Origin of the sequence: Mesorhizobium sp. M0514, from assembly GCF_040321145.1 — a bacterium.
GTDB lineage: Bacteria > Pseudomonadota > Alphaproteobacteria > Rhizobiales > Rhizobiaceae > Mesorhizobium.
Genome location: NZ_JAMYQZ010000007.1, coordinates 99456 through 124766, shown reverse-complemented (window position 1 = coordinate 124766; position 25311 = coordinate 99456). Strand labels below are relative to the sequence as shown.

The 25311-nt window shown below is 63.4% G+C and carries 24 protein-coding genes; 11 read left to right on the top strand and 13 right to left on the bottom strand.

Going from position 1 to position 25311, the window contains the following annotated elements; all coding sequences use genetic code 11:
* The first annotated feature begins 27 nt into the window (after positions 1-27).
* The 4 genes from NKI61_RS05470 (at position 28) to NKI61_RS05455 (ending at position 3882) form a co-directional block, all read left to right on the top strand.
* Entirely contained in the window at positions 28-1116 is a 1089-nt protein-coding gene (locus tag NKI61_RS05470) for an ABC transporter substrate-binding protein (RefSeq protein ID WP_023742280.1), read from the top strand.
* Between the two features lie 77 nt (positions 1117-1193).
* Complete coding sequence (locus tag NKI61_RS05465; RefSeq protein WP_352838976.1) at positions 1194-2231, top strand: ABC transporter ATP-binding protein; 1038 nt, start codon at positions 1194-1196, stop codon at positions 2229-2231.
* A complete protein-coding gene (locus tag NKI61_RS05460) occupies positions 2228-3082 on the top strand; it encodes an ABC transporter permease (RefSeq protein ID WP_023695891.1) in 855 nt (284 codons plus the stop codon). The genes NKI61_RS05465 and NKI61_RS05460 overlap by 4 nt, the downstream gene beginning before the upstream one ends.
* Positions 3079-3882: an ABC transporter permease gene (locus tag NKI61_RS05455; protein ID WP_023671272.1), complete on the top strand. Its 804-nt coding sequence runs from the start codon at positions 3079-3081 to the stop codon at positions 3880-3882. The genes NKI61_RS05460 and NKI61_RS05455 overlap by 4 nt, the downstream gene beginning before the upstream one ends.
* 51 nt (positions 3883-3933) lie before the next feature.
* Here NKI61_RS05455 and NKI61_RS05450 read toward each other — a convergent pair whose 3' ends face one another.
* From NKI61_RS05450 to NKI61_RS05425, 6 genes are all read right to left on the bottom strand, one after another.
* The gene (locus tag NKI61_RS05450) at positions 3934-5337 is read right to left on the bottom strand and encodes an MATE family efflux transporter (RefSeq protein WP_023732673.1); all 1404 of its coding nucleotides are present in this window, start codon (positions 5335-5337) and stop codon (positions 3934-3936) included.
* A 245-nt stretch (positions 5338-5582) separates the two neighbouring features.
* On the bottom strand, positions 5583-6344 hold the full coding sequence (locus NKI61_RS05445; protein ID WP_023671268.1) for an SDR family NAD(P)-dependent oxidoreductase: 762 nt from the start codon (positions 6342-6344) through the stop codon (positions 5583-5585).
* A 28-nt stretch (positions 6345-6372) separates the two neighbouring features.
* Positions 6373-7185, bottom strand: a complete 813-nt coding sequence (locus NKI61_RS05440; RefSeq protein ID WP_352838975.1) for an ABC transporter permease — start codon at positions 7183-7185, stop codon at positions 6373-6375.
* On the bottom strand, positions 7185-8048 hold the full coding sequence (locus tag NKI61_RS05435) for an ABC transporter permease (RefSeq protein WP_023693099.1): 864 nt from the start codon (positions 8046-8048) through the stop codon (positions 7185-7187). Before NKI61_RS05435 ends, NKI61_RS05440 begins: the two co-directional genes overlap by 1 nt.
* A gap of 61 nt (positions 8049-8109) precedes the next feature.
* Positions 8110-9273, bottom strand: coding sequence for an ABC transporter substrate-binding protein (locus NKI61_RS05430; protein ID WP_023683578.1), 1164 nt, complete (start codon positions 9271-9273; stop codon positions 8110-8112).
* A complete protein-coding gene (locus NKI61_RS05425) occupies positions 9254-10390 on the bottom strand; it encodes an ABC transporter ATP-binding protein (protein ID WP_352838974.1) in 1137 nt (378 codons plus the stop codon). The genes NKI61_RS05430 and NKI61_RS05425 overlap by 20 nt, the downstream gene beginning before the upstream one ends.
* A 113-nt stretch (positions 10391-10503) precedes the next feature.
* Here NKI61_RS05425 and NKI61_RS05420 point away from each other — a divergent pair, with 113 nt between their 5' ends.
* The 7 genes from NKI61_RS05420 to NKI61_RS05390 all read left to right on the top strand — a co-directional run bounded on the left by NKI61_RS05420 (position 10504) and on the right by NKI61_RS05390 (position 17768).
* Positions 10504-11313 carry a helix-turn-helix transcriptional regulator gene (locus NKI61_RS05420; RefSeq protein ID WP_023742274.1) on the top strand — a complete coding sequence of 270 codons (810 nt, stop codon included), beginning with the start codon at positions 10504-10506 and terminating at the stop codon, positions 11311-11313.
* Between the two features lie 93 nt (positions 11314-11406).
* Positions 11407-12324 carry an AraC family transcriptional regulator gene (locus NKI61_RS05415; protein WP_023671262.1) on the top strand — a complete coding sequence of 306 codons (918 nt, stop codon included), beginning with the start codon at positions 11407-11409 and terminating at the stop codon, positions 12322-12324.
* 229 nt (positions 12325-12553) lie between these two features.
* Positions 12554-13825 carry an ABC transporter substrate-binding protein gene (locus NKI61_RS05410; protein ID WP_023693095.1) on the top strand — a complete coding sequence of 424 codons (1272 nt, stop codon included), beginning with the start codon at positions 12554-12556 and terminating at the stop codon, positions 13823-13825.
* 96 nt (positions 13826-13921) lie between these two features.
* Entirely contained in the window at positions 13922-14788 is an 867-nt protein-coding gene (locus NKI61_RS05405; protein ID WP_352460776.1) for a carbohydrate ABC transporter permease, read from the top strand.
* An 11-nt stretch (positions 14789-14799) separates the two neighbouring features.
* Complete coding sequence (locus tag NKI61_RS05400) at positions 14800-15612, top strand: carbohydrate ABC transporter permease (protein ID WP_023671259.1); 813 nt, start codon at positions 14800-14802, stop codon at positions 15610-15612.
* Positions 15613-15627: 15 nt separating this feature from the next.
* A complete protein-coding gene (locus tag NKI61_RS05395) occupies positions 15628-16674 on the top strand; it encodes an NAD(P)-dependent alcohol dehydrogenase (protein ID WP_352838973.1) in 1047 nt (348 codons plus the stop codon).
* 2 nt (positions 16675-16676) lie between these two features.
* Positions 16677-17768, top strand: a complete 1092-nt coding sequence (locus NKI61_RS05390; RefSeq protein WP_352838972.1) for an ABC transporter ATP-binding protein — start codon at positions 16677-16679, stop codon at positions 17766-17768.
* A gap of 53 nt (positions 17769-17821) precedes the next feature.
* Here the strand turns inward: NKI61_RS05390 and NKI61_RS05385 are convergent, their stop codons facing one another.
* From NKI61_RS05385 to NKI61_RS05355, 7 genes are all read right to left on the bottom strand, one after another.
* A complete protein-coding gene (locus NKI61_RS05385) occupies positions 17822-19408 on the bottom strand; it encodes an FGGY-family carbohydrate kinase (protein ID WP_352838971.1) in 1587 nt (528 codons plus the stop codon).
* A 134-nt stretch (positions 19409-19542) separates the two neighbouring features.
* Positions 19543-20202 (bottom strand): HAD family hydrolase, encoded by a 660-nt coding sequence (locus NKI61_RS05380; RefSeq protein WP_352838970.1) that lies wholly within the window; start codon positions 20200-20202, stop codon positions 19543-19545.
* 11 nt (positions 20203-20213) lie between these two features.
* A complete protein-coding gene (locus NKI61_RS05375) occupies positions 20214-21692 on the bottom strand; it encodes a mannitol dehydrogenase family protein (RefSeq protein ID WP_352838969.1) in 1479 nt (492 codons plus the stop codon).
* 46 nt (positions 21693-21738) lie between these two features.
* Positions 21739-22509 (bottom strand): L-iditol 2-dehydrogenase, encoded by a 771-nt coding sequence (locus tag NKI61_RS05370; protein ID WP_352838968.1) that lies wholly within the window; start codon positions 22507-22509, stop codon positions 21739-21741.
* Positions 22506-23510: an ABC transporter ATP-binding protein gene (locus NKI61_RS05365; RefSeq protein WP_352838967.1), complete on the bottom strand. Its 1005-nt coding sequence runs from the start codon at positions 23508-23510 to the stop codon at positions 22506-22508. The genes NKI61_RS05370 and NKI61_RS05365 overlap by 4 nt, the downstream gene beginning before the upstream one ends.
* A 50-nt stretch (positions 23511-23560) precedes the next feature.
* Positions 23561-24385, bottom strand: a complete 825-nt coding sequence (locus NKI61_RS05360) for a carbohydrate ABC transporter permease (RefSeq protein ID WP_023671250.1) — start codon at positions 24383-24385, stop codon at positions 23561-23563.
* Between the two features lie 11 nt (positions 24386-24396).
* Complete coding sequence (locus NKI61_RS05355) at positions 24397-25269, bottom strand: carbohydrate ABC transporter permease (RefSeq protein WP_352838966.1); 873 nt, start codon at positions 25267-25269, stop codon at positions 24397-24399.
* Positions 25270-25311 lie beyond the last annotated feature (42 nt).

The window sequence follows — 25311 nt, the reverse complement described above, 5'->3', positions numbered from 1 at the left end:
GAACGGCATCAACTGAGGAGAAACCAGATGAACAGACTGATTGGAAAATCCCTGACACGGCGCGGCGTGCTTGGTGCGGGCCTCGCTACAGCCGGCGTGCTCGCCATGCCGTCGATCCTGCGCGCGCAGGACAAGTCGCTGAAGGTCGGCGTCTATGGCGGCTACTTCAAGAAATCCTTCGACGAGCACGTCTTCCCCGACTTTACCAAGGCGACCGGCATTGCGGTCGAGTCGGTCGCCGAGCCGACCGGCGAAGCCTGGCTGGTGCAGCTCGAACAGGCGTCCAAGGCAGGCCAGGCGCCGGCCGACCTTTCGATGATGTCGCAGACCTCGACGCTGAAGGGCCAGTCGACCGAATTATGGACGCCGCTCGATACGTCGAGGTTCAAGCACTACAACGACCTCTTGCCGCGCTTCGTCAACAAATATCCGGATGGTCGCGTCGCCGGCATCGGCGCCGTCGCCTGGTGGATCACGCTGGTCTCCAACACCGATGTCTACAAGGATGCGCCGACCTCATGGGAGACGCTGTGGGACAAGGCCAATGAGGACAAGCTTGGCCTTCTGGCACTTGCCTCGAACTCGTTCCTGCTCGAAGTGACGGCAAAGACCTTCATGGGCGGCACCAATGCGCTCGACACCGAGGACGGACTGAACAAGGCGTTCGAAAAGCTCGCCGAGCTCAAGCCGAATGTCCGGCTGTGGTATCGCGACGAGGCGCAGTTCGAGCAGGCGCTGAAGTCGGGCGAGATCCCGATGGGCCAGTATTATCACGACGTCACCGGCCTCGCGGTCGCCGACGGCTTCCATGTCCGCTCGACCTTCCCGAAGGAAGGCGGCATCCAGGACTCCGGCAATTGGGTGCTGTCGCGCGCCTCGACCAAGGTCGACGAGGCGCATGCATTCATCGACTATATGAGCCAGCCGTCGATGCAGGGCCTGATGTCGCGCAAGGTCGGCACCACGCCGACGCTGAAGAAAGAGGTGCTCGACCTCAAGCCGGAAGAGTTCGCCGCGGTGTCGTCGGATATCGACCCGATCATCCCGCGCTACGACCTCTATACGTCGAAGGCCGACTGGATCAACCAGAAGTGGACCGAGCTCATCGTCGGCTGAGCCGTTCGATCCGTCTGAACCACAGCGGCCGCCGGCATAGTCCGGCGGCCCCTTAGCAAACCCTCCAAGGGATGAGCATGTCCGGACTAGACATCAACGCCGTCACCAAAAAATTCGGCAACTTCGCCGCCGTCGACAATGTCCAGCTCAACGTGCCGCATGGCACGTTCGTGTGCCTGCTCGGCCCGTCGGGCTGCGGCAAGACCACGCTGCTGCGCATGATTGCCGGACTGGAGGAGCCGACCAGCGGCGCCATCGTGCTCGACGGCGAGGACATCACGCCTTTGCCGACGCACAAGCGCAATCTCGGCATGGTGTTCCAGTCGCTGGCGCTGTTTCCGCATCTCTCCGTCGGCGACAACATTGCCTATGCGCTGCGGATTCGCGGCGCCTCCAAGCAAGAGCAGAAGAAGCGCGTCGACGAGTTGCTAGGCCTCATCCATCTGACCGGCTTTGCCGACCGCCCGGTGGCCAAACTGTCGGGCGGTCAGCGCCAGCGCGTGGCAATTGCACGGGCCTTGGCGCTGTCGCCGAAACTGTTCCTGCTCGACGAGCCGCTGTCGGCGCTCGACGCCAAACTGCGCGAGGCCATGCAGGTGGAACTGCGCCAGTTGCAGCAGCGGTTGGGCATCACCACCATCGTCGTCACCCACGACCAGCGCGAAGCCATGACCATGGCCGACCTCGTCGTCGTCATGGGCCACGGCAGGATCCTGCAGGCGGCGCCGCCGATCGAGATCTACCGCAAGCCGGCCGACGCCTTCGTCGCCGACTTCATCGGCATCACCAATCTGCTGCCGGCCGAGATCGACAGCACCGGGCGCACCACCATTCTGGGCACAGCCATTCCAGGTCTTGCCATGCCGGCGGGTCAGACTAAAGCGTCTGTATCGGTCCGCCCCGAGGATGTGCATCTCGGCAGCCCCGGCGGCTCGGCCATTACCGGCGAGGTGAGTTTCGTTCGCGATCTCGGCGGCACCATCGAGACCTTCGTCGATGTCGGCGGCACCAGCATCATTGCCGTGACCACGCCGCGCGAACGGCATGACGTGCCGGTCGGCGCCCAGGTCGGCGTAACGCTGCCGCCCGGCAGCTGCGTGGTGCTCGGCGCATGAGACGCGAGGCTCCGAAGTCGCTAGCCGACTACACGCCGCTGTTCTTTCCGGCGCTGATGCTGATCGTCTTCTTCGTCGTGCCGTTCTCGACGATGATCGCCGTGAGCTTCTTCAAGCGCAATCCGTCCGGTTTCTACACGCCGGATTTCGTGTTCGACAATTACGCCCGCTTCCTGTCGGTATTCTTCGGCGGCGTGCTCGGCTTTTCACTGATGCTGGCGGTGCTGGTCGCCGTCTGCTGCGTGGCCATCGCCTTCCCCTTCACCTACCTCCTGACCCGCCGGCCGCGCCGCGTGCAGACGCTATGGCTGGTCGGCCTGTTGTCGGTGCTGTCGCTGTCGGAAGTCATTATCGGCTTTGCCTGGTCGACGCTGTTTTCGCGCACGGCGGGCATCACCAATCTGTTCGTGGCGATCGGGCTGATGGACAAGCCGGTGGCGCTGCTGCCGACCTTCGGCGCGGTGCTGACCGGCATGGTTTACCAGGCGCTGCCCTATACGATCCTGGTGCTTTACCCCGCTTTGGTCCGCCTCGATCCGACTCTGTTAGAGGCCGCGCGCACGCTCGGCGCCTCGCCTATCCGGGCCTTCTTCAACGTCGTCGCGCCGGCGCTGCGCAACACCATTGTGGCGACGCTGATCATGGTCTTCGTGTTCGCCCTCGGCTCCTATCTGCTACCGCAGATTCTGGGACGGCCGCAGCACTGGACGCTGTCGGTGTTGATCACCGACCAGGCGATCTACCAGTCCAACATGCCGTTCGCGGCCGCAATGGCGGTGTTCCTGGTGCTGATCTCGCTGGCGCTGGTCGGACTGACGCTGCTCGTCGGACGCCGGGAGAACGCCCTATGACCGCGACCTTGCTGCGCCGTGTCTATTTCACCATCGTCGCTTTGTTCCTGGCGGCGCCGCTGATCGTCGTCGCCGGCGTGTCGGTGAATTCGCGGCAGGAGCTCTCCTTCCCGCCGGTCGGCTTCTCGCTCGCCTGGTACGCCCAGATCTTCACCGATCCGGAATGGCGCCTGGCGCTGATCCATTCGGTGACGCTGGCCGTCTGCTCGGCGGCGATTGCCGTGGCGGTGGCGCTGCCGCTGGCCTGGTTCCTGTGGCGGCGCATCGCGCCCTGGGCAAACATCTTTCAGGTGCTGGGGCTTGCCCCCTTCATCCTGCCGCCGGTCATCACAGCGCTCGGCTTCCTCTCCTTCTGGGCGACGGTCGGGCTGTTCGGCCAGTTCTTCACCGCCATCATCAGCCACGCCATCTTCTTCGTGACGCTGCCGCTGGTGACGCTGTCGCTGGGCTTTGCCTCGATCGACCGCTCGCTGGTAGAGGCCGCCGCCACCATGGGCGCCGACGACCGCACAGTGCTGAAAACCGTGGTGCTGCCGTTGATCCTGCCCTACCTCGTCTCGGGCTACGCCTTCGCCTTCGTCTTGTCGCTCAACGAATACATCGTCGCCTACATGACGATCGGCTTCACCACCGAGACGCTGCCGATCAAGATCTTCAACGCGCTGCGCTATGGCTACACGCCGACCATGGCTTCGGTGTCGGTGTTCTTCGTCGCGGTGGCCGCATTGGTGTTCGGCTCGATCGCCAGGTTCGGCGATATACGCAGGCTGCTCGGCGCGATGTCGTCGGACGGGAGCTGAGCGAGCCACGCCAAACGAGAACGGCCGCCGAACCCGGCGGCCGTTTTGCTTTTAATGGCTGAAGACGAGCGGCGGCGCGATCCTATCCCGCCTGAGCCAGCGGGCCAGGAGCAGCACCGCCACCACGGCCAGCCCCGACGCCAGGCCGATCCAGATGCCGACGCCGTGCAAGCCGAAATGGAAGGCGAGCAGCACGCCGAGCGGCAGGCCGATGCCCCAATAGCCGATGGCGGCATAGATCATCGGCACCTTGGTGTCGTGCAGGCCGCGCAGCATGCCGGCGGCAACGGCTTGCGCGCCGTCGAAAATCTGAAACAGCGCCGCAAAGGCCAGGAACGACACGGCAAGGGCGATCACCCTGGCATTGACCGGGTCGGTCATGTCGATGAAGGCGCTGATCAGCAGATGCGGCCACAGGACCATCACCAGCCCCATCAGCGCCATGAACGAGACGCCGATGACGAAGGCAGTCCAGCCGGCGCGCGAAACGCCTGCCGGATTGCCGGCGCCGTGGGCCAGCCCGACGCGCACGGTGACGGCCTGGTTGAGACCGAGCGGCACCATGAAGGAGATCGAGGCGATCTGGATGGCGATGGCGTGCGCGGCGAGCGAATCCGCATCGATCAGGCCCATCAGCAGGGCTGCGGCGTTGAAGATCGTCACCTCGAAGGCGAGGATGCCGGCGATCGGCATGCCGAGCCGCAGCAGACCCTTGAAACGCGGCCAGTCGGAGCGCCAGAAGCGGCCGAACAGGCGGTAGCGGCGGAACTTCTTCTCCAGCATCACCACGGCTGCCAGGCCGCAGAACATCAGCGTGCTCGACAGCGTGGTCGCCAGCCCCGAACCGGCAATGCCCATCGAGGTGACGCCGAGATTGCCGAACATGAACACCCAGTTGAAAAAGGCGTTGCAGGCGACGGCGACGAAAACGATGACCAACGCCCAGCCTGGCCGCTCCAGCGCCGAGATGAACGAGCGCAGCACGATATAGCCGTAGAACGGCAGCACCGCCCATTCCAGCCAGCGCAGATAGATGCCGGCCTGATGTGCCAATGCCGGCTCCTGGCCCATGGCCAGCAGAATGGCCTCGCCATGCCACAGCACCATCCAGATCGGGATCGAGATCAGGATCGCCAGCCACAGGCCCTGGCGCACGGTACGGCGCAAATCGCGCACCGAATAGCGCCGGCGGCCAAGCTCGGTGGCGATCATCGGCGAGGTCGCCAGCATCAGGCCGAGGCCGAAGATCAGCGGCATGAAATAGAGATTGGCGCCAAGCGCGCCGCTGGCCAGCGTGTCCGCGCCCAGACGCCCCATCATCATGACGTCGGTGGCGGTCATCGCGGTCTGGCCGAGATTGGTCAGCACCATCGGCCAGGCCAGCGCCAGCGTCGCCCTGATTTCCTGACGCCAAAGATTTTCCGGCGCACGAGCGCCGGCTTCGATCGCAGACATTGTCCTGCTCTTTCCGATTGCGGCGCGTCGGCAACGAGGCCGGAAGCCGCACTTCCAAACGGCAAAACCTTCGGTTTCGCAGCGTTTGCGTCGTTCTATTGGACGAAATGCGGCATGAAGGCAAGGGAGGACGGGCAGCCGGCGATTGAGCCAGAGGCGGGAACCCTCCTATCCGGCTGCCCTTATTTGTTTTACGCAATTCCGGACGGAAAACCGTTACACACTTTTCCTGGAATTGCTCTAGATCAGCCGATGCTTTCGCCGCCGTCGATCACCAGTGCCTGGCCGGTCATGAAGGATGAGCGGTCGGAGACGAGGAACAGGATCGCTTCGGCGATCTCTTCGGCGCTCGCCCAGCGGCCCATCGGAATCTTGGTGCGGACATAGGTCTCGATCGCCTCGCGTCCGCCCATCTGGGCGATGAACGGCTCGTTGAAGGGCGTGTCGACCCAACCGGGGCAGAGCGCGTTGACGCGCACATTGTGCCGGGCATAGTCGAGCGACATCTGCCTGGTCATCGCCACAACCGCATGTTTGGAGGTGGCATAGGCGATCATTTCGCGATCGTAGAACACGCCGGAATTCGAGGCCGTGTTGAGGATGACGCCGCCGCCTTGCGCGACCATTGCCGGCATGACCAGCCGCGCGGCCAGAAACTGCGCCCGTACATTGATGCGCCAGGACGCATCCATACCATCGACCTCGACCTCGGTCAGCGTGCCGCCGACCTGGATGCCGGCGTGATTGTGCAGAATGTCGATGCGGCCATACTTGCCGAGAGTGCCTGTGATGAGCTGCCCTACCGCCGCGTCGTCAGAGACGTCGGTGACAATGGCCTCGGCCTGCCCGCCAGCCGCGCGGATACTCGCCGCTGTCGCCTCGCCGCTGGTCTTATCCCGGTCGGCGATGACCACCAGCGCGCCTTCCCTGGCCATGATCATGGCGCCGGCGCGGCCGATGCCGGAACCGGCGCCCGTCACCACGGCGATGCGGTCTTTGAGGAGCATGAATTTGTCTTTCAGCTGGATGGCTTGTTCAGTTTGACGGCTGGCGCTGGCGCAGCTGCCATTGGGCAAGCACCACCAGAAGAACCGAGGCGACGAGCACGATGGTGGCGATGGCGTTGATTTCCGGCGTCACGCCGCGCCGGATCGAGGCGAAGACATAGATCGGCAGCGTCGTCTGCGCGCCGGCGACGAAGAAGGCGACGATGAAATCGTCGAAGGAGAAGGTGAAGGCGAGCAGGAAGCCGGCGATCACCGCCGGCATGATCTGCGGCAGCACGATCGAGCGAAACGTCGTCAGCGGCGTGGCGTAGAGATCGCTCGAGGCCTCGATCAGGTTGCGGTCGAGGCTGGCGAGACGCGTGCCGACGATTATCGTCACCAACGCCATCGAAAACAGGCCGTGGGCGGCGATGATCGATCCATAGCCGAGCGACAGGCGCGGCGGCTGGTCGTTTGGCCAGATCGAGGCGAGGAACGGGTTGAGCACGCCAAACAACTGGACCAGCGCGACGAGCGTCGAGATGCCGATGACGACGCCGGGAACGACGATCGCGGCACCCATCAGCGCGTCGAAGACGGCGCGGGTTCTGAGCCCGACCCGCGCCAGGCCGAGTGCGGCTGCCGTGCCGCACACCGCCGCCAGAAGCGCGCTGGTGGTGGCGATGAACAGGCTGTTCTTCAATGCCTCGACCAGGAACGGGTTCGACAGCGCCGTGCCGTACCACTGCACCGAAAAGCCGGTGAACTCGCTGGCATGGCGGCCGGCGTTGAAGGAAAACAGCACGACCAACGCAATCGGCAGATAGAGGAAGGCGAAGACGGCTGTGACGAAGGCGCGCATCAGATCAGATCCACCCTGCGGGCGCCCGACACCCGCGTCGAGATGCGGTTGGCGGCAATCAGCACCACCACCGAAACCGCCACCAAGGTGATGGCGATGGCCGATCCGAACGGCCAGTTGCGCGACTGCAGGAACAGGTCGACCAGCGCGTTGCCGATGAAGAACACCTTGCCACCGCCAAGCAGCGTCGGGATCAGGTATTCGCCAAGCAGCAGGATCATGACCAGCGAGAAGCCGGTCATGACGCCCGGCAGCGACAGCTTCAGCGTCACCCCCAGAAAGGTTGAGAGCGGGGTCGCGCCGAGATCGGCGGAGGCTTCCAGCAGCCTTCGGTCGAGCCGCTCGAGACTGACATAGATCGGCAGGATCATCAGCGGCAAATAGCCATAGACGATGCCGAGCAGCACGGCGCCCGGCGTGTTGATCAGCCTGACATCCTCGATACCGACAAAGGCCAGCAGCGCGGGAATGCCGCGTCCGCCCAGAATGTACATCCAGGCATAGGTGCGCATCAAAAGGCTGGTCCAGAACGGAATGACCACGAGCGCCAGCAGGATCAGCCGCCAGCGTTGCGGCGCCTTCAGGGCAAGGTAGTAGGCGACGGGGTAGGCGACGAGCAGGCAGGCAAGCGCGCCCACCGGCGCCAGCATCATCGTGTTCCAGAAGGCAGTCGCCCGCGCCGGGAGGTTGGCATATTGCGCCAGCGTGAAGGCGGCCTGGTAGCCGCCCTCCGGCGCCCGCTCGCCGACGCTGAACACGGCAATGGCGACGAACGGCAACACCAGAAACACCACCAGCCACGCTGTAGCCGGAGCGAGCAGCAGCGCTGTCAGGATGTTATACCGAAATCTGTTGCCGTGCATGGAAACCGCCCCGATGCCGGCGGACCTAGGCCCGCCGGTTTCCGTTTGCGTCAGGCCGGCCTCAAGCCGACTTGAAGCGCGCCATCAGCTCGGCGCGGCCGGGATCGGTCAGCGTCGCCGCCGCACCGAATTCCAGCGGTGTCAACAGGTCGGCCGCCGGATAGAGGATCGGATTGTCCAGCACTTCCTTGGGCAGCAGCTTGTTGACGCGTGCGTCGGTCGACGGCGCGCCATTGGCCAGATGCTCCTTCACCGCGACCTCAGGGGTCATCAGATAGTTGAGCAAGGCATAGCCGGCCGGCTTGTTCGGCGCGTCCTTCGGGATGGCGTAGAAATCGGTCCAGATTTCGCCGCCCTCCTTGCCCAGCACGTAGGCGATCTCCGGGATATCGCGATGCAACTGCGCGCCGTCATTCGTCCAGCACATGGTCATCCAGGCGTCGCCCGCCCGCATGCCCGGCTGGTAGTCGGACGAGACCGCGAACAGATGCGGCTTGACCTTCAGCAGCAGCTCCTCGGCCTTGGCGAGTTCATCCTGCTTCAGCGAGTTGAAGGAATAGCCGTAATATTTCAGCGCGTTGCCGATGGTGGTCAGCTGGTAGTCGTGCACCATGGTGCGGCCATCGCCCTCAGCCATGGCGACGTCCCAGAATTCCTTCCAGCTGGTCATCGGCTTGGCCAGCTTCTTGGTGTTGACGGCAAAGCCCGTGGTGCCCCAGTTCTTCGGCACCGCGTAGGTCGTGCCGTCGATCGTGCCTTCCGAGGTGAAGCGCGGGTCCTCCTGGGAGCCGTCGAAATTCGGCAGCTTGGCCATGTCGAGCGGATCGATGATGCCGAGTTTCTTGTAGGTCGAGATCGTGTAGTTGGTCGGCACGAACAGGCTCCAGCCCGAGGCGCCGGCCTGCAGCTTGGCAAGCATCTCCTCATTGGAGCCGAAGACGTTGACCTCGACGGCGACGCCGGTGTCCTTCTTGAAATTCTCGAAGGTCTGCGGGTCGTGATAGTTCGGCCAGGTGGCGATCGACATGCGGTCGCCGAGGTTTTCGGCGGCGAAGGCCGGCGTCGGCATGATGCCGAGCTCGCGCGCCATCACCGCGGTTGCTATGCCCAGGCCGGTGAGGCCGAGGAAATCGCGGCGGCCGATCGAGCCGCGCTTCAGGCGCATCAGCTGGTCGACGAAGTTCTCAGGGCTAATCGGCAGTCCGTCACGATATGATTTCGACATTTTTTGCTACCCTCTGGTTGGTCCCGTTGTTCTTGGTCTCTGGGAACGCCAGCGGCGTCCCGGAGGCAAAGCCGATGGCGACGGGTTCACCCGGCTTGAAGAGATTGCCATGGCCGATCACATGGTCGGTCTTGGCCAGCAGCGTTCCGATGCCCTGCACCTCGACGGCGTATTCCGCCGTCGAGCCCAAGAAGATCCGGTTGCGCACGATGCCCTTGAAAGGGCTGCCTTTGGTGGCGCCGAGGCTTAGCGATTCAGGACGCAGGCTGACCGAAACGGTCTCGCCCTGCTGCAAGGCGGTTCGTTTGCGCGCGGCAATGACGGTTCCGTCCGCCAGCGCCACATTGACAAGATCGCCTGTATGCCCGGCAACCTTGCCGCTCAACAGATTGGTCTTGCCGACGAAGTCGGCGACGAACAGGTCGGCCGGCTCGTCATAGATCTCGCTTGGTTGCCCGAGCTGTACGATGCGGCCGCCGTTCATGACGCAGACGAAGTCGCTCATCGACAGCGCCTCCTCCTGGTCGTGGGTGACCAGCACGAAGGTGATGCCGATCTCGCGCTGCAGGTTCTGCAGCTCGATCTGCATGTCGGTGCGCAGCTTTTTGTCGAGCGCTGCCAGCGGCTCGTCGAGCAAAAGCACAGCCGGCTTGTTGACCAGTGCGCGCGCCAGCGCGACGCGCTGCTGCTGGCCGCCGGAGAGTTCGTGGATCTTGCGGCGGCCATAGCCGGCGAGCCGCACCATTTCGAGCGCCTCGCCGGCGCGCCGGCCGATTTCCTGCGACGACAGGCGCGGCCGTGCCTGGCGCAGCCCGTAGGACACATTGGCTTCGACATCGAGATGCGGAAACAGCGCGTATTGCTGGAACACCATGTTGACCGGCCGACGATAGGGCGGCGTTCCGGCCATGTCCCGGCCACGGATGAACACCTGGCCTTCGCTCGGCTGCTCGAAGCCGCCGATCATGCGCAGGCATGTGGTCTTGCCGCAGCCGGACGGTCCGAGAAGGGCGACAAAGGCGGAGGGCGGCACAGCGAGATCGATGCCGCTGACGGCGGTCACAGCGCCATAGCGCTTGGTGACGCCGCGAAACTCGATGTCGGGCACTGCGGTCAAAGTGCTGGCTCCAGCAACAGGGCTATTCCAGGACGCTACCAGAGCTAATGGCGTCTAGTATATACCTCGCTGGTGGTATATCTGATCTATTTTCTCGTTTAAGGGGGTATAGATTGAGTGCGTCCCGCAGCGACGAATACAGCCGGCTCGCAGCCCTTGTCGCGGCGACCCGGGAGACGAGCGGCGACCTGTTCGGCAAGGCAATGGTCGGCTGGTTGAGCCAGCATGTCGGCTTCGACCACTGCGTGATCTTCGGTTACCGCGGCGCCTCGCGACCGCCGCTGCTGTTCGAAACCTTCTCGCCGGCCGAGAGCCATGTCTTCGTCACGCTCTATCAGGAAGGACCTTATCTGCTCGACCCATTTCATCACGCGGCGGTGGAGCGCAAGGAGGGGTTCTGGCGCATGCGCGAACTGGCGCCCGACCGCTTCTATGCCAGCGAGTATTTTCGCACCTACTATAGCCAGACAAGGCTGGCCGAGGAGGTCGGCTTCTTCGTGCCGCTGCCCGGCAAGGATGCCCTGGTGCTGTCGCTGATGCGATTGCACGCCTCGGGTCCCTTCGGCACCGCCGATGCCAGGCTGCTGCGCGACATGGCGCCGGCGGTCATCAACTTCGCCCGGTTGCGCTGGCCCGCACTTTCGGCCGAGGAGCAGGACGAAGCGGAGCAGGGCGAGACGATCGCCGCCGTCAACGAGTTCGACCGCGCCCACATTTGGGAAAGCCTGTCGCTGACCCCGCGCGAAAAGCATGTCGTCGATCTGGTGCTGCAGGGGCATTCCACCGAGTCGATCGCAAGAGCCATGCGCATCGTGCCGGGAACGGTGAAGGTCCATCGCCGCAACATCCATCGCAAACTCGGCATCAAATCCCAGGCCGGGCTGTTCGCCCGCTTCATCGAGATCATCGAGAGCCGGCGTTGAACTCGCTGAGGCGACATCGTTCACTTGCGGGCAACAGCCTGCTACGGATTACCCGAAACCAGTCGCTTCCTCATACGCCCAGGAGAGCAGACGATGGCATTCAGGCGCAGAAAGAACACGGCCGCGATCCCTCGCACGGTGCCGGCTTTCGAGCACATCGTCACCGAGGCGAGCGACAGTTTTCTGTGGCGGCTCGACGACTATCCCTGGGAGCGCAATGTCTGGAATTTCCATCCGGAATACGAAATCCATCTGCTGAGGAAGTCTTCCGGGGTCGCGCTGGTCGGCGATCACATCGGCGAATTCGGGCCGGGCTACCTGAGCATCGTCGGCGGCGGGCTGCCGCATGACTGGGTGACATCGGTGCAACCCGGCGAGCTGATCGAAGGACGCGACATCGTGCTGCAATTCGATCCGCAGCGGCTGCGCGGCTCGGCGGGACTGCTGCCGGAGCTGCGCGAACTAGAACCGTTCCTGGAGCGATCGCTGCGCGGCATCGTCTTCCATGGCCGCGCCGCGCTCGACGGCGCTGCGCTGATGGAACGGATGGGCACCGTGCACGGGCTCGCCCGGTTTTGCCTCTTCCTCGAACTGGTCGATCTGCTGGCCAGGACAGACGAATACGAGCTTTTGTCCTCGCCGGATTTCTCACCCGCGCTCGACGCAACCTCGCTGGACATCATCCAGCGCACGCTGACCTATCTCTTCCAGCACTTCGCCGAGGACCTGAAGCTGCCGGAGGCGGCGGAGCTGGCGGGGATGAGCGAAAGCACGTTTTCGCGCTTCTTCCAGAAAAACACCGGCAACAGTTTCAGCGACCACATCGCCAAGCTCCGGCTCTGGCAAGCCTGCAAGCTGCTGGCGGACACCGATATTCCGATCACCGACATCTGCTTCCAGGTCGGCTACATGAACATCTCCAACTTCAACCGCGCCTTCCTGCGCAAGCACCGGATGACGCCGTCATCCTACCGCAAGCTGTCGAAGCAGCGGATGACGATGCGCGCCTGAAAACCGGCCTTCCTCACTCCATCGGTACTCATGTGACAGAGGCTGTGCAGGCGGGCCGGATTTTGCAGCGCACAATGCATAAAAGTACAGGTCTGCTGCAACGGGGCTTCTAGCGCGGCCTTTAGCAACTCCTCATTTTGGCGATGGGTGGCTTGTCGCTCGGGCGATGGCGAGGATCGCGCAACCGAAGACTTCCGCTTCCTGCGACTGTTCCTGGAGGAGAAAATCAATGAAACCAATTCGGCTCGCTGCGAGCATAAGCGCAGCTTTCATGCTTACCACGACCCTCTCGACCATGGCGCTGGCGGCGCCGGTCTGCTCGGCGCCGGTCAAGGTGCTGGCGCAACCGCGTGACGGGCTGACGCTGCTGGAGGCGTCCAAGGACGAGTTCCAGAAACTGGCCGGCGCCAGCTTCCAGATCGACTATCTCAACGAGAACGACCGCCGGGCAAAGTCGCGCGCCGATGCGTCCACGGTCGGCAACTACAACGTCTACTATGTCGACGAAGCCAATGTCGCGCTGTTCGCCTCGTCGAAATGGATCGTGCCGCTCACCGACTATTACCCGGCTGACTACGACTACGCCGATTTCGACCCGGGCCGGCAGAAGGTCGCCACCTATGACGGCAAGGTGTGGTTCGCGCCGCTGACCGGCGGCGGCGACCTGATGGTCTACCGCAAGGACATTCTGGAAGCCGCCGGCATCCAGCCGCCGAAGACGCTGGACGAGTTGATCGCCGACGTGCCGAAGCTGACCGATCCCGACAAGGGCATGTACGGCATCGCGCTGCGCGGCGCGCGCGGCTCGGGCGCCAATGTCTGGCGCTGGATGCCGTTCTTCAAGGCCTATGGCGGAAAATGGTTCGACGGTGACAAGCCGGCTTTCAACTCCGAGGCCGCGGTCAAAGCGACCGAGACCTATCTTAAACTGTTCAAGGATTCAGCGCCCGGCACGCAGACCGGCAGCTGGGATGAATCGACCGGCGCCTTCCTGTCGGGCCAGGTTGCCATCTTGGTCGAATCGACGCCGCTGTCGGGCATGGCGGTCGACCCGAAGACCTCGCAAGTGGTCGGCAAGATCGGCTTCCTGCCGCCGCCCTCGCCACTGACCGGCGGCGGCTACGGCCACGGCCTCGCCATCGCCGCCAAGGCCAATGCCGATGACGCCGCGAAGCAATGCGCCGGCCTGTTCATCGCCTGGGCGACGTCGAAGGAGAACGAGAAGCGCCGGCTCGACGCGCACCAATTCGGCGAGCTCAACCGCACCAGCGTGCTGTCCAGCAAGGAGTTCGCCGACATTTACGGCGCCGATCTCGGCCAGGCGCTTGCCGATACCGGCAAGGTGACGGCGGTGAACTTCTGGCAGGATCCGCGCTGGCCGGATCTCGGCGACCGCTGGGGCATCATCCTGGAAGAGCTGGTCACCGGCACGCGCACCGACGTCAAGGGCGGCCTCGACGAACTCGAGGCCTACGCCAACGAGCTGGTGAAGAAGAAGTAATCCTCCCGCCCGCGGCGCGCGGTCCACGGCATTCGACCGGATGCCGGGACTGTGCGCCGCGGGTCTCTCCAAAAAGGCACAGCCCGAGGATAGGCAATGCGCCGACGCTCTTCCCTGCCCGTGACGTTTCTGGTTCCGACGCTCGCCATTCTTCTGGTGCTGTCGATGGTGCCGACGCTCTACGCCGTCGTCATTGCGCTGCAGAACCGCGAGCTGAGCTCGTCGGACTATTCCTGGGTCTGGCTGTCGAACTTCATCGACCTGTTCGCCGACCGGCGTTTCCTCAACGCGGTCTGGGTTTCGGTGAAGTGGGAAATCGTCACCGTGGTGGCGACGATGATGGTGGCGATCGGGCTCGGCGTGCTGATGTTCGAAGTAGCGTCGCCGCGGCTGCGCAACATCTATTGCCTGCTGTTCATCATCCCGGTGCTGTTGCCGCGTGTCTCGGCGGCCTTCGTGTGGAAGTTTGCCTATCATCCGCTCTACGGCATCGCCACCTATCCCTACAGGCTGATCACCGGCGGGCTGATCTTCGACCCGCTGTCGAAGCCGTCGACGGCCCTGTTTGCCGTCGCCTCGGTCGATGTCTGGCAGTGGGGACTGTTCTTCGCGGTCATCGTGCTGAAGCTTCTGGAGACCTTGCCGCCGCAGCCGATCGAAGCGGCGCGGCTCGACCACGCCAAACGCTGGCAGATCCATGCCTATGTGACCTTGCCTATGCTGAAGGCGCCGCTGATCAGCCTGATGTTCGTCAAGATGATCGAATCGCTGCGCTCCTTCGACCTGATTTATGTGATGACGCGCGGCGGGCCGGGCGTGGCGACCGAGACACTCGACATGTACGCCTTCTCGCAAGGCTTCATCGAGTCCGGCAAGGTGTCCTATGCCTCGGCCATGGCGGTGCTGATGATGATCGCGACTGTCATCACCTTCACCATGCTGTGGAAGCGGGTGCAGGCATGAGGCCGTATCGCATGAGACCGGGCCGCCTCATCGGCAAGATCATCCTGGCCTTCGCCGGCTTCATGGCGGTGTTTCCGCTCGCCTGGACGGCGGTCAATTCGCTGAAGAACAATGTCGACATCATCACCCGCGTGCCGCGCCTGGTGTTTACCCCGACCTTCGACAATATCAGCTACATCATCGGCCGCGACAGCGTAATGACCGGTCTCTATAACTCGGTCATTTCCTGCGGCGTCGCCGTGCTGATCGGCGTCATGCTCGGCCTTCCGGCAGCCTATGCGGTGGCGCGCTATCCCAATCGCTTCGCTGGCGACATCCAGTTCTTCGTGTTGTCGCTGCGCTTCCTGCCCCCGGTGGCAGTCGCCATTCCGCTGATGGTGATCTGGCTGCAGATCGGGCTCTACGACACCTTGCCGGCGCTGATCGTCACCTATTCGCTGCTCACCATCTCGGTGATCATGTGGCTCGCCATTCCCGCCTTCCAGGCCGTGCCGAAGGAAATCGAGGAAGCCGCTTTCGTCGACGGCTACGGCGCTTACTCGGTGTTCTGGCGCATTGCGCTGCCGGTAGCGGCGCGCTCGCTGATCGGCGCCGTCGCCTTCAGCTTCGTGCTGGTGTGGAACGAATTCCTGATCGCGCTGATGCTGTCCAGTTCCAACGCCAAGACATTGCCGATCGTCGCTTCCGAACTTTCACAGCAAGGCATGAACGTGCCGTGGGGAATCCTCAACGCCTCGGTCGTGCTGTTGTCGCTACCGCCGCTGCTGTTCCTCGGCGTGCTCAGCGGCTTCCTGAATTCCGTTTTCCGGCAAAAAAAGACTTGATGCGAGGACTTACCTATGCGGGCACTGGTGCTTGAGAAAAAAGGCGAACTGTCGCTGCGCGAGATCGCGCTGCCGCTCGACGTCGGACCGGGCGATGTCAAGATCGCCATCCACACGGTCGGCGTCTGCGGCAGCGACGTGCACTATTACACCCATGGCGCGATCGGCAGCTATGTCGTGCGGGCCCCGATGGTGCTCGGCCACGAAGCCGCGGGAACGATCGTCGAGATCGGCGCCAATGTCGGCACGCTGAAGGTCGGCGACCGCGTCTGCATGGAGCCGGGCGTGCCGAACCTGTCGTCGCGCGCGACCAGGCTCGGCATCTACAATGTCGACCCTGACGTCTCCTTCTGGGCGACGCCGCCTGTGCATGGCGTGCTGGCGCCCTATGCCGTGCACCCGGCCGCCTTCACCTACAGACTGCCGGACAATGTCACCTTCGCCGAAGGCGCGATGGTCGAACCCTTTGCCATCGGCATGCAGGCGGCGAGCCGCGCCCGCATTGTGCCTGGCGACGTCGCCGTCGTCGTCGGCTGCGGCCCGATCGGCATCATGATCGCGCTGGCGGCGCTGGCCGGCGGCTGCTCGAAGGTGCTGATCTCCGATTTTTCCGCACCCAAACTCGAGATTGCCGCGCAATATCCCGGCATCGTGCCGGTCAATATAGGTGAGCAATCGCTGGTCGACGCAGTCTCCGCCGCGACCGACAATTGGGGCGCGGATATCGTGTTCGAGGCGAGCGGCAGCCCGAAGGCATTCGCCAACCTGTTCGATGTCGTGCGGCCGGGCGGCGCGGTGGTGCTGGTCGGACTGCCGGTCGAACCGGTCAGCCTCAACGTTCCGGCGGCGATCTCCAAGGAAGTGCGCATCGAGACGGTGTTCCGTTACGCCAACATCTTCGACCGCGCGCTGCAGCTGATCGCCTCGGGGAAGGTCGACCTCAAGCCGCTGATCACCGGCACTTATGATTTCTCGGACAGCATCGAGGCCTTCGAGCGGGCGGCGCAAGGCAAGCCGCAAGACGTCAAGCTGCAAATCCTGCTTACCGGCGAGAAGGGCTGACCATGTCCGCGATCGTTTGCTCCCATGTCGACAAGGCGTATGGGGCTACCACCGTCATCCGCGATCTCAATCTCTCGATCGAGGAGCACGAATTCGTCGTATTCCTCGGCCCGTCCGGCTGCGGCAAGTCGACCTTGCTCAGGATGCTGGCCGGACTGGAGGATATCAGCGGCGGGGAAGTGTCGATCGGCGGCAAAGTGGTCAACGATCTCGAGCCCGGCGAGCGCGGCATTGCCATGGTTTTCCAGAACTATGCGCTCTACCCGCATATGACGATCTTCGACAACATCGCCTTTGGGCTCAAGCGACAGAAAGTGCCCCCGGCCGAGATCCGGAAGCGGGTCGAGGCGGTGGCAACGACGCTCGGCCTTGAACCTTACCTCGCCCGCAAGCCGACCGAACTTTCCGGCGGCCAGCAGCAGCGCGTGGCGATTGCGCGCGCCATGATCAAGACGCCGAAAGTGTTCCTGTTCGACGAGCCGCTGTCCAATCTCGATGCCAAGCTGCGCAACCATATGCGGGTCGAAATCGCCCGGCTGCATCAGTCGCTGAAGACCACCACCGTCTATGTCACCCACGATCAGTTGGAAGCGATGACGCTGGCCGACCGGATAGTGCTGCTCAGGGATGGCGTCATCGAACAGATCGGCTCGCCGGCCGAGATTTATCGCCAGCCGGGCAATCTGTTCGTCGCCGGCTTCATCGGTACGCCGAACATGAATTTCATCGACGTGGCCGTCGGGCGGAAGGACGAACGCTGGACGCTGACAGGCGGCGGCTCGAGCTTCTCCATAGAAGGCTCGGGCTTCGATCTACGCGGCGTCCAGCGCGCCGTGCTTGGAATCCGACCGCCGGACCTGAAGACCGCCGGCGCTCAGAGCATCAATCTTCTGCAAGGCACCGCCGACCTCATCGAGTTCCATGGCAATGACGCGCTGGTGACGTTCGCCTGCGGCGGCAAGGAGGCCGGCGCATTGGTATCGGCCCGCGAATGCCCGGCGTTGCGCGCGCCTGTGCGCTACACATTCGAGGAGGAGAGCGTGCATCTGTTCGACGCGGCGACCGGCGCATCCTTGCGCCGGCGAGAAGCCTAAATCTGTACGCAATTCCGGACGGAAAACCGTTTTACACTTTTCCTGGAATTGCTCTAGCCGATCGCGTCGAGCGCCTGCCGCTGGCGGTGCATTTCGAGGAAGACCTTGTAGTCGCGGTCAAAGCGGCCTGAAGCGGCCGGGTTCGAAGCGCGGGTTCTGCCGCCTTGCTGCATGGCGACGCAAGCGGCATTCAGGTCCGGGAACAGACCGGCCGCGGTGGCGGCGACCATGCCGGTGCCGAGCAGAACGGCTTCGTCGGCCAGCGGCTCGATCACCGCGCAGCCGGTCGCGTCGGCATAAAGCTCCATCAGCAACGGGTTCTTGGTGTGGCCGCCGGTGACATGCAGCGTGTCTATGAGATAGCCGTTCTCGTTCAGCGCCTCCAGCACATGGCGCACGCCGAGTGCGATGCCGACGGCGGTGCGCCAATACAGCTTGCACAGACTGTCGAAGGAGGAATCCAGCGTCAGCCCGCTGACCACGCCGACGGCATGCGGGTCGGCAAGCGGCGAGCGGTTGCCGTGGAAATCCGGCAGTACATGCAACCTCGCAGCCAGCTTGTCGCCTTCGGTGCTGCGCAGTTCAGCGACGCGCCTGGCGATCTTGGCATGCATGGCCGCATCCGGCTCGCCGCCGGCGCCGTGCCAGCGGATGATGTGGTCGAGCAAAGCACCGGTAGCCGACTGGCCGCCTTCCGACAGCCAGAGCTTTGGCAGTGCGGCGCCATAGTATGGACCCCAGACGCCGGCGAAAGGCTGCGGATCGGGCGACATGGCCATGACGCAGGACGAGGTGCCGGCGATCAATGCCAGATGGCGGCCGATATTCTGCTCGTCGCCAGCAAAGCCGCCGAGCACGCCAAGCGCGCCGGCATAGGCATCGATGACGCCGGCGCCGACCCGACAGTTTTCGCTCAAGCCCAACTCCGCCGCCGCTTCAGGGGTGAGCGTGCCGATGTCGGCGCCGACAGCACTTGCCTTCTCCGGCAGGCTGCCGTGTTCGAACAGATCGCCAAGCCCGACCCTGTCGAAGAAGTCACCGCGCCAGCCGGTTTCCTCATGCGCCAGATAGGTCCATTTGGCGGTCAGCGTGCATTGCGAGCGCGCCAGCGACCCGGTCGCCTTCCAGGTCAGGAAATCGGTGAGGTCGAACAGGTAGCCGGCTTCATGCCAAGTTCCCGGCAGATTGCGCTTCAGCCACATCAGCTTCGGCGTCGCCATTTCCGGCGACATGACGCCACCGATATAGTCGAGTACGGCGTGGCCGCTATCGGTGCATTCATCTGCCTCGGCGATCGCGCGATGGTCGAGCCAGACGATGGTGTCCCAGCGCCGTTCGCCCGTCACCGAGACGCTGAGCTGGCCGGCATTCCTGTCCAGCACCACCAGCGAGCAGGTGGCGTCGAACGACATGCCGACAATATCGTCGGCTGACACACCGGCCTTTTCGCGCGCGGCACGCACCGCGATGCAGACCGCCGACCAGATATCCTGCGAATTGTGCTCGGCGTGATCGGCCTTCGGCTGGTTCATGACGATCGGATGCTCGGCGCGGCCGAGCAAGGTGCCTGACGTATCGAGAATGCCCGCGCGGGCGCTCCCGGTGCCGACATCGACCGCGCAAACGAAGCTTTTCGTCAAGATGCCTTTACTCTCGCTCCCTAGAGCCGGATGATTTCAGGTCTGTTCGACCCGAAATCTGAATCCGTCTCTAAATCAAAGAAGTAGAGCATGATGTCGTCCGAAAACCGCTTCACACTTTTCGGCATCATGCTCTAGCCTGCAATCAGATCGGGCAATTGCAGCATGTCCGCGAATATAAAGTCCGGTTCACTCGACGCAAGCCGCGCTTTCAAGACCGGGTTGCCGGCGTGGGAACCGCCGGTGAAAGCAAAGACGCGCATGCCGGCGGCACGCGCCGCGGCGATGCCGGCAGGGCTGTCCTCGATTACGATGCAATTACCGGGATGCGCGCCCATGGCGGCGGCGGCATGGAGAAAAAGATCCGGCGCCGGCTTGCCGCGCGCGACCATGGCGGCACTGAACAGATGCGGCTCGAGCAGGCCGAGCAGACCGGTGACGTGGAGCGCGTAGCGTATCCGGTCGAGCGTGCCGGAGGACGCGACGCAGCAGGGCACGCCCAGCCTCGGCAGGATGTCGCTGATGCCGGGAATCGGCTTCAGCTCCTCGCGGAATTTGCGCATCAGTTCGACGCGCATGTCGGTAAGATGCACGTCGGTGATGTCGATGGTGAAATCGCGAAGAAGTATCTCGCGCACGCTCTTCATGCTCTTGCCGAGGAAATGCTCGTAGGCGGCATCCTCGCTGACCGAGCCCCCGGCGGCAGAGATCATGCCGAGCAGCGCCGAAACCGACAGCGCCTCGCTGTCGACCAGCACGCCGTCACAGTCGAAGATGACCAGTTCGGGCGTCATTGCGGCTGGCGTCAGAGCTTGCCGGAGATGTAGCGCGTCAGCGTCGCGCGCGTGCCATTCGCCCACAAGACGTTGAGCGCATGGGCAAAGGCCTCGGCGAACGGCGCCGAGCGGCCGACACCGCCATAGATATCCTCCATCGCAAGCCAGGCACCGGGCTTATCCTTCGCCGCCTTCGCGCTTGCCTGCAGCCGGTCCCAACTCGGGTCGTTGGCCTCGATGACCGCGCCGCTGTCTGTGGTGCCGAAACAGTAGCGGCACCACAGCGCGGACTCGAGCGCCAGACCCGCGACGCCTTTGCCGGCCTTCAGCCGGTCGGCAATGGTCGGGATGATGAATTTCGGCTGCCGGTTGGAACCGTCGAGGCAAAGCCGACGGATGGTGTCGCCGATCTTGGGGTTGGAAAAGCGGTGCTCGATGAGCTGATAATAATCTTCCAGCACGGTGTCCGGCACCGGCGGCACGGTCGGGATGATCTCGTCATGCTCGAGCTTGGCGAGGAAGCCGCGCACCAGCGGCTCCTGCATCGCCTCATGGACGAAATGGATGTCCATCAACCCTGCGGGATAAGCGATCGTGGCATGACCGCCATTGAGGATGCGGATCTTCATCAGCTCATAGGGCGCGACATCCCTCACGAATTGCACACCGACCTTTTCCAGCGGCGGGCGGCCGTCGGTGAAACGGTCTTCCAGCACCCATTGCTTGAACGGCTCGCAGAACACCGGCCAGTTGTCCTCAAGGCCGAACTCCGAGGCGAGAATACCGCGCTCGCGGTCGGAGGTGGCGGGGGTGATGCGGTCGACCATGCCGTTGGGAAAGGCGACATTGTCGCTGACCCAGTTCGCCAGATCCTCGTCGATCAGCCGGGCCAGCCCAATGACGCCATCCGAGGTGACATGGCCATTATGAGGGATGTTGTCGCAGGACATGACGGTGAACGGCACGATGCCGTCGGCCCGGCGGCGCATCAGGCCCGCAAGGATGAGGCCGAACACCGTCTTCGGCGTCGTGCCTGCCTGTGCGTCGGCGACGATGTCGGGGTGGGTCGGGTTGAACTTGCCGGAGGCCGGATCGATGAAATAACCGCCTTCCGTGATGGTCAGCGAGACGATCTTGATCGCCGGATCGGCGAGCTGGTCGATGATCGCATCCGCATCGCCGGGCGTCAGAAAGTCGATCATGACGCCGGTGACGCGGGCGCTCATATGATCGGAATCCTGCTCGACCACTGTCGTCAGCCAGTCCTGCTCCTGCAGCTTGGAACGGCCGAGCTTTTCGCCCTCGAAGACCCCGGCGCCGACCAGAGCCCAGTCATGACCGATCCCTGCGTTGAAGAGATCGTCGAGGTAGACCGCCTGATGCGAGCGATGGAAATTGCCGACGCCGAAATGGACGATGCCGGGTTTGAGCCTGGAGCGATCATATCTGGGACCGGCGACCTTGGCGGGGAGTTCCGAGAGGATCGAGGAGGAGAGTTTCACGGTCATTTTTCTACCCTTTTGGCCGGGCTGCGGCCTGCGTGATCCCGGCCCATCAACTCATCCATTGGCCGCCATCGACATTGTAGGTCTGGGCGACGATGTATTCGGCGTCGGCGCTGGCCAGGAAGACCGCCATGCCGGTCAGGTCCTCCGGCTTGCCCATGCGGCCATAGGGCACGCCCTCACCGACCAGCCGCCTCTTCTCGCCCTTCGGCCGGTTCTCATATTTGGCGAACAGCGCATCGACCTCATCCCACATATCGCTGTCGACGACGCCGGGCGCGATGCCATTGACGTTGATGCGGTGCTTGATCAGGTCGAGCCCGGCGGACTGGGTCAGCGAAATCACCGCGGCCTTGGTGGCGCAATAGACGGCGACCAGCGGCTCGCCGCGCCGTCCTGCCTGGCTGGCGATGTTGATGATCTTGCCGCCCTTGCCCCTTGCGATCATCGAACGCGCCGCTGCCTGCAGCATGAACAAAGTGCCGGCGACGTTGACGGAGAACAATTTGTCATAGCTCGCTTCGGTGATCTCGACGATCGGCGCCAAGTCGAACAAGGCAGCATTGTTAATCAGTATGTCGAGGCCGCCGGTCTTTGTTTCGACCGCCTTGACCGCCGCCTGGATCGAAGCAAGGTCGCTGACGTCGAGCCTGACCGGATAGGCGTTGGCGCCAATCTCGGCGGCCGTCTTTTCGGCAGCCGCCAGATTGATGTCGGCAATGGCCACCGTGGCACCCTCGCGCGTATAGGCTTCGGCAAAAGCCCTGCCGATGCCGCGCGCGGATCCGGTGATCAGCGCCGATTTGCCTTTCAGTCTCACTGCGTCAGCGCCTTTCCGTCGGGGCCGAAGCGATGCATGCGGACCTTGTCCGGCGTCAAATAGATGGTGTCGCCGTGGCGTACGGCCAGTTCGCCATCGGCGCGTACCGTCAGCGGACCGACGCCGTCGGCCTGGACATGCAGGAAGGTGTCGGAGCCCAGATGCTCGGCGACGCCGACAAGGGCTTTCCAGTCGCCCGCTGTGGTCGATATCCCCATATGCTCAGGACGAATGCCGATGGTCTTGGCGTTGTATTTGGCCGCCGGCGCACCTTCGATCAGGTTCATTTTCGGCGAACCGATGAAGCCCGCCACGAACAGGTTCTTCGGCGACTTGTAGAGTTCCATCGGCGAGCCGACCTGTTCGATGTTGCCGGCGTTGAGCACGACGATCTTGTCGGCCATGGTCATGGCTTCGATCTGGTCGTGGGTGACGTAGACCATCGTCGTCTTGAGCTGATGGTGCAGCTCGCTGATTTCGAGCCGCATGGTGCCGCGCAGTGCGGCGTCGAGGTTGGACAGCGGCTCGTCGAACAGGAAGGCCGAGGGCTGGCGCACGATGGCGCGGCCGATGGCGACGCGTTGCCGCTGGCCGCCGGAGAGCTGGCCGGGCCGGCGTTCGAGATAGTTGGTGAGGTTGAGGACCCGGGCCGCGTCCTTCACCTTCTTGTCGATCGTCGCCACATCCTCGCCCGCCATCTTCAGCGGGAAGCCGATGTTCTTGGCCACCGTCATATGCGGATAGAGCGCATAGGACTGGAATACCATGGCCAGCTTGCGCTTGGCCGGCGCCTCGCCGGTGACGTCACGGCCATCGATGTTGATGGTGCCCCCGCTGGTGTCCTCGAGCCCGGCGATGAGGCGCAGCAACGTGGACTTGCCGCAACCCGACGGCCCGACGAAGACGACGAACTCGCCATTCTCGATGACCAGGTCGAGGCCTGGAATGATGACCGTCGATCCGAAATGCTTGGCGACGTTCTTGAGCGTGATGTTTCCCATGGTTTCCTCCCCGAGGGGTTATTTGGCCGGATTGCTTCAGGCAACGTCCGTTATTTTACCGCGCCGAATGTCAGGCCGCGCACCAGCTGCTTCTGGCTGAACCAGCCCATGATCAGGATGGGGGCGATGGCCAGCGTCGAGGCCGCCGAAAGCTTGGCCCAGAACAGGCCTTGCGGGCTCGAGAACGAACTGATGAAGGCCGTCAGCGGCGCTGCCTCGGTGGTGGTCAGGCGGATGGTCCAGAACGCTTCGTTCCACGCCAGGATGATGTTGAGCAGCATGGTCGATGCGATGCCCGGCACGGCCATGGGGGTCAGCACATAGACGATCTCGCCCCACAGGGTGGCGCCGTCCATGCGTGCCGCCTCCAGGATTTCGCCGGGGATTTCGCGGAAGTAGGTGTAGAGCATCCAGATCACGATCGGCAGGTTGATCAGCATCAGCATGATCATCAGGCCGATGCGGCTGTCGAGCAGTCCGGCATCGCGGAAGATGAGGTAGATCGGGAACAGCACGGCAACCGCCGGCATCATCTTGGTCGAGAGCATCCACATCAGGATGTCCTTGGTCCACTTGCCCGGCGAGAAGGCCATCGACCAGGCGGCCGGAACCGCGACGATCAGGGCCAGGATGGTGGAGCCGACCGAGAGCAGCACCGAGTTGAAGAAGAACTTGAAGTAGCCGCTCTGCGCCTGGACCTCGGTATAGCTCTCGAACGTCCCCGACGGGATCAGCGCGAAGCCCTGGATGGCCTCCTGCTCCGACTTGAACGAGGTGATGATCGTGTAGAGGATCGGGAAGAAGATCAGCAGCGCGACGATCCAGGCGGCGCCTGTCGCAATGACCTTGTGTTGGGTGGTGACTGCACGTGCCATCGTATCCTCCCTTACTTGTCCAGGTTCTTGCCCACCGCGCGCATGGCGAAGAAGGCGACGATGTTGGCGAGAATGACGGCGATGACACCGCCGGCCGATGCCTGGCCGATTTTGAACTCCAGCAATGCCTTCTGGTAGACGAGGAAGGGCAGGTTGGTGGAGGCAAAGCCGGGTCCGCCATTGGTGGTGACCAGGATTTCGGCATAGACCGACAGCAGGAAGATGGTCTGGATCAGGATGACGACGGTGATGGCGCGCGACATGTGCGGCAGCGTCAGATAGATGAAGCGGCTGACGAAGCCGGCGCCGTCCATCTCGGCGGCTTCCTTCTGCTCGCCGTCGAGCGACTGCAGGGCGGTCAAAAGGATCAGCGTTGCGAAGGGCAGCCATTGCCAGGCGACGATGATGATGATGGCCAGCATCGGGTGCTGCCCGAACCAGTCGATTGGCTGGGCGCCGAAGAAGCGCGCAATGTCGGCAAAGACGCCGTATTGCGGGTGCATGATCATGTTCTTCCAGACAAGTGCAGCCACCGGCGGCATGACGAAGAACGGAGAGATGACGAGGATGCGCACGATCCCCTGTCCCCACATCGGCTGATCGATCAACAGCGCCAGCATGATGCCGCCGATCACGGTGATCAGCAGCACGCTGCCGACCAGGACGAGCGTGTTCAGGATCGATTGCAGGAATGCCGGGTTGGAATAGAACAGCGAGTAGTTCGAGAACCAGACGAAGCCGTCGCGGATCGGGTTCAGCGGATTGTATTGCTGGAAGGAGAACCAGAAGGTGATGACCAGCGGCACGATCATCCAGACGAACAGCAACACGACGGACGGCGCCATCATGAAGCGGGCAAGCGAACGGGTCTGCTGAGTAGCCATGACGGTCACCCTTCACTAGTCGGACTGAATTTTCACAGCGGG

Coding starts and splice junctions, on each gene's coding strand:
- NKI61_RS05360 (WP_023671250.1), bottom strand. CDS start 24,385: ATGGCACGTGCAGTCACCACCCAACACAAGGTCATTGCGACAGGCGCC.
- NKI61_RS05465 (WP_352838976.1), top strand. CDS start 1,194: ATGTCCGGACTAGACATCAACGCCGTCACCAAAAAATTCGGCAACTTC.
- NKI61_RS05390 (WP_352838972.1), top strand. CDS start 16,677: ATGTCCGCGATCGTTTGCTCCCATGTCGACAAGGCGTATGGGGCTACC.
- NKI61_RS05445 (WP_023671268.1), bottom strand. CDS start 6,344: ATGCTCCTCAAAGACCGCATCGCCGTGGTGACGGGCGCCGGTTCCGGC.
- NKI61_RS05470 (WP_023742280.1), top strand. CDS start 28: ATGAACAGACTGATTGGAAAATCCCTGACACGGCGCGGCGTGCTTGGT.
- NKI61_RS05430 (WP_023683578.1), bottom strand. CDS start 9,273: ATGTCGAAATCATATCGTGACGGACTGCCGATTAGCCCTGAGAACTTC.
- NKI61_RS05460 (WP_023695891.1), top strand. CDS start 2,228: ATGAGACGCGAGGCTCCGAAGTCGCTAGCCGACTACACGCCGCTGTTC.
- NKI61_RS05405 (WP_352460776.1), top strand. CDS start 13,922: ATGCGCCGACGCTCTTCCCTGCCCGTGACGTTTCTGGTTCCGACGCTC.
- NKI61_RS05395 (WP_352838973.1), top strand. CDS start 15,628: ATGCGGGCACTGGTGCTTGAGAAAAAAGGCGAACTGTCGCTGCGCGAG.
- NKI61_RS05410 (WP_023693095.1), top strand. CDS start 12,554: ATGAAACCAATTCGGCTCGCTGCGAGCATAAGCGCAGCTTTCATGCTT.
- NKI61_RS05355 (WP_352838966.1), bottom strand. CDS start 25,269: ATGGCTACTCAGCAGACCCGTTCGCTTGCCCGCTTCATGATGGCGCCG.
- NKI61_RS05440 (WP_352838975.1), bottom strand. CDS start 7,185: ATGCGCGCCTTCGTCACAGCCGTCTTCGCCTTCCTCTATCTGCCGATT.
- NKI61_RS05365 (WP_352838967.1), bottom strand. CDS start 23,510: ATGGGAAACATCACGCTCAAGAACGTCGCCAAGCATTTCGGATCGACG.
- NKI61_RS05435 (WP_023693099.1), bottom strand. CDS start 8,048: ATGCACGGCAACAGATTTCGGTATAACATCCTGACAGCGCTGCTGCTC.
- NKI61_RS05400 (WP_023671259.1), top strand. CDS start 14,800: ATGAGACCGGGCCGCCTCATCGGCAAGATCATCCTGGCCTTCGCCGGC.
- NKI61_RS05375 (WP_352838969.1), bottom strand. CDS start 21,692: ATGACCGTGAAACTCTCCTCCTCGATCCTCTCGGAACTCCCCGCCAAG.
- NKI61_RS05455 (WP_023671272.1), top strand. CDS start 3,079: ATGACCGCGACCTTGCTGCGCCGTGTCTATTTCACCATCGTCGCTTTG.
- NKI61_RS05380 (WP_352838970.1), bottom strand. CDS start 20,202: ATGACGCCCGAACTGGTCATCTTCGACTGTGACGGCGTGCTGGTCGAC.
- NKI61_RS05415 (WP_023671262.1), top strand. CDS start 11,407: ATGGCATTCAGGCGCAGAAAGAACACGGCCGCGATCCCTCGCACGGTG.
- NKI61_RS05450 (WP_023732673.1), bottom strand. CDS start 5,337: ATGTCTGCGATCGAAGCCGGCGCTCGTGCGCCGGAAAATCTTTGGCGT.